This is a genomic window from Streptomyces alkaliphilus, assembly GCF_014141535.1.
Taxonomy (GTDB): domain Bacteria; phylum Actinomycetota; class Actinomycetes; order Streptomycetales; family Streptomycetaceae; genus Streptomyces; species Streptomyces alkaliphilus.
The window spans coordinates 1-1,580 of sequence record NZ_VKHT01001094.1; the positions used below are offsets into that span (position 1 = coordinate 1).

At 75.2% G+C, this 1,580-nt stretch carries 2 protein-coding genes; both read left to right on the forward strand.

Translation table 11 applies throughout. From position 1 onward, the window contains the following. Positions 1-72 precede the first annotated feature (72 nt). Positions 73-867 carry an MBL fold metallo-hydrolase gene (locus FNQ90_RS22620; RefSeq protein WP_182608043.1) on the forward strand — a complete coding sequence of 265 codons (795 nt, stop codon included), beginning with the start codon at positions 73-75 and terminating at the stop codon, positions 865-867. A 49-nt stretch (positions 868-916) separates the two neighbouring features. Beyond that, positions 917-1,580 (forward strand): DedA family protein (locus FNQ90_RS22625; RefSeq protein ID WP_182608044.1); only part of this gene is annotated, 664 nt, incomplete at its 3' end.

Sequence of the window (1,580 nt, forward strand, 5' to 3'; positions counted from 1 at the left end):
GGTCGGGTGAGGGGCGGAAATCGATCGCGGGCGGCCCGGGCGCACCGGGACGCCGGAGGGACGGGAGCGGGAATGGCGGTGGAGATCACCTGGTGGGGACATGCCACGGCGAGCGTGCGGGACTCGGGCACGACCGTGCTCACCGACCCGTTGTTCCCCCGCTGGCTGTACCTGCTGCGCCGGCGCACCGGCGCGACTCCGCCCACGACGGCGCACCGGGCGGATGCCGCGGTCATCTCCCACCTGCACGGCGACCACCTGCATCTGGCCTCCCTGGCACGGATGGCGCCGGGCACCCCCGTGGTCCTGCCCCGGGGCGCGGTCCGCGCCGTACCGGCACTGCGTCGGCTGGCACGGCGGCGCGACCTGGAGCTGTGCGAGGTGGCCGCGGGTGAGAGCCTGCCGGTGGGCACGGTGCGGGTGCGCGCCGTACCCGCCGCCCACGACGGCCGACGGCGCCCGGGGGCCCGGTTGCGGGTCGAGCCGCTGGGGTTCGTGATCGAGGGACGCGCCCGTACCTATTACGCCGGGGACACCGGGTGGTTCCCGGGCATGGCGGAGGCCGTGGGACGGGTGGACACGGCGCTGCTGCCGGTCGGTGGCTGGGGCCCGTTCCTGGGCCCCGGTCATCTGGACGCCCGGGAGGCGGCCCGGGTGGCCGCGCTGCTGGCCCCCGCCACAGCGGTGCCGGTGCACTTCGGCACCTTCTGGCCGCTGGGACTGGAGGGGGTGCGCCCGCACGAGTTCTCCTCGCCGGGAGACGAGTTCGTGCGGCACACGGAGCGGCTGGCCCCGTCCGTCCGGGTGCACCTGCTCGCGCCCGGGCAGAGCGTGCGACCAGCCGTCGGGCCGGGTGAGGGCGGATGAGCGGGCCGGTCGGCGCGGTGGCGCCGGGGGGTGGAGGAGGGGGTCCGGGATGGATACGGGAACGGTGACGAGCGCGTTGACGACCGTGACGACCGCCTCGGGGACGGCCCTGGACACGGCCGGCGGCCTCTTCGGCTACCCCTCGCTGTTCCTGTTGGTCTTCATCGGGGCGCTGGTACCCGTGGTGCCCACCGGGGCGGTGGTCAGCTCCGCCGCGGTGGTCGCGCTGCACGAGGGGCAGCCGGTGTGGTCCTCGCTGATGGTGCTGCTCGTGGCCGCCGCGGGGGCGTTCGCCGGTGACGGCCTGTTGTTCGTTTCGGGGCGGCGCGGCCTGGAGGCGGGGGGCCCCTCCCGGTGGTGGCACCGTTTGCGGGAGCAGGTGACGCCGGAGTTGTTGGAACGTTCGCGCCGACAGTTGGAGCGCCGGGGGACGACCGTGCTGGTGCTCTCCCGGCTGGTTCCGGCGGGGCGGCTGCCCGTGCTCCTGGCCTGCCTGATCGCCCGGATGCCGCTGCGCGACTACCTGCGCGGATCCGTGCCCGCGGTGTTGGCCTGGGCTGTGACGTACCAGCTGATCGGCCTGGTGGGGGGAACGCTCTTCCCGAGCACCTGGCAGGCGGTGGCGGCGGCGGTGGGTCTGGCCATGCTGGTGACGGTCGTACCGCAGACGGGTCGGTACCTGCTGCGCAGGCGGCGGGAGCGGACAAAGGGGG

Coding starts and splice junctions, on each gene's coding strand:
- FNQ90_RS22620 (WP_182608043.1), top strand. CDS start 73: ATGGCGGTGGAGATCACCTGGTGGGGACATGCCACGGCGAGCGTGCGG.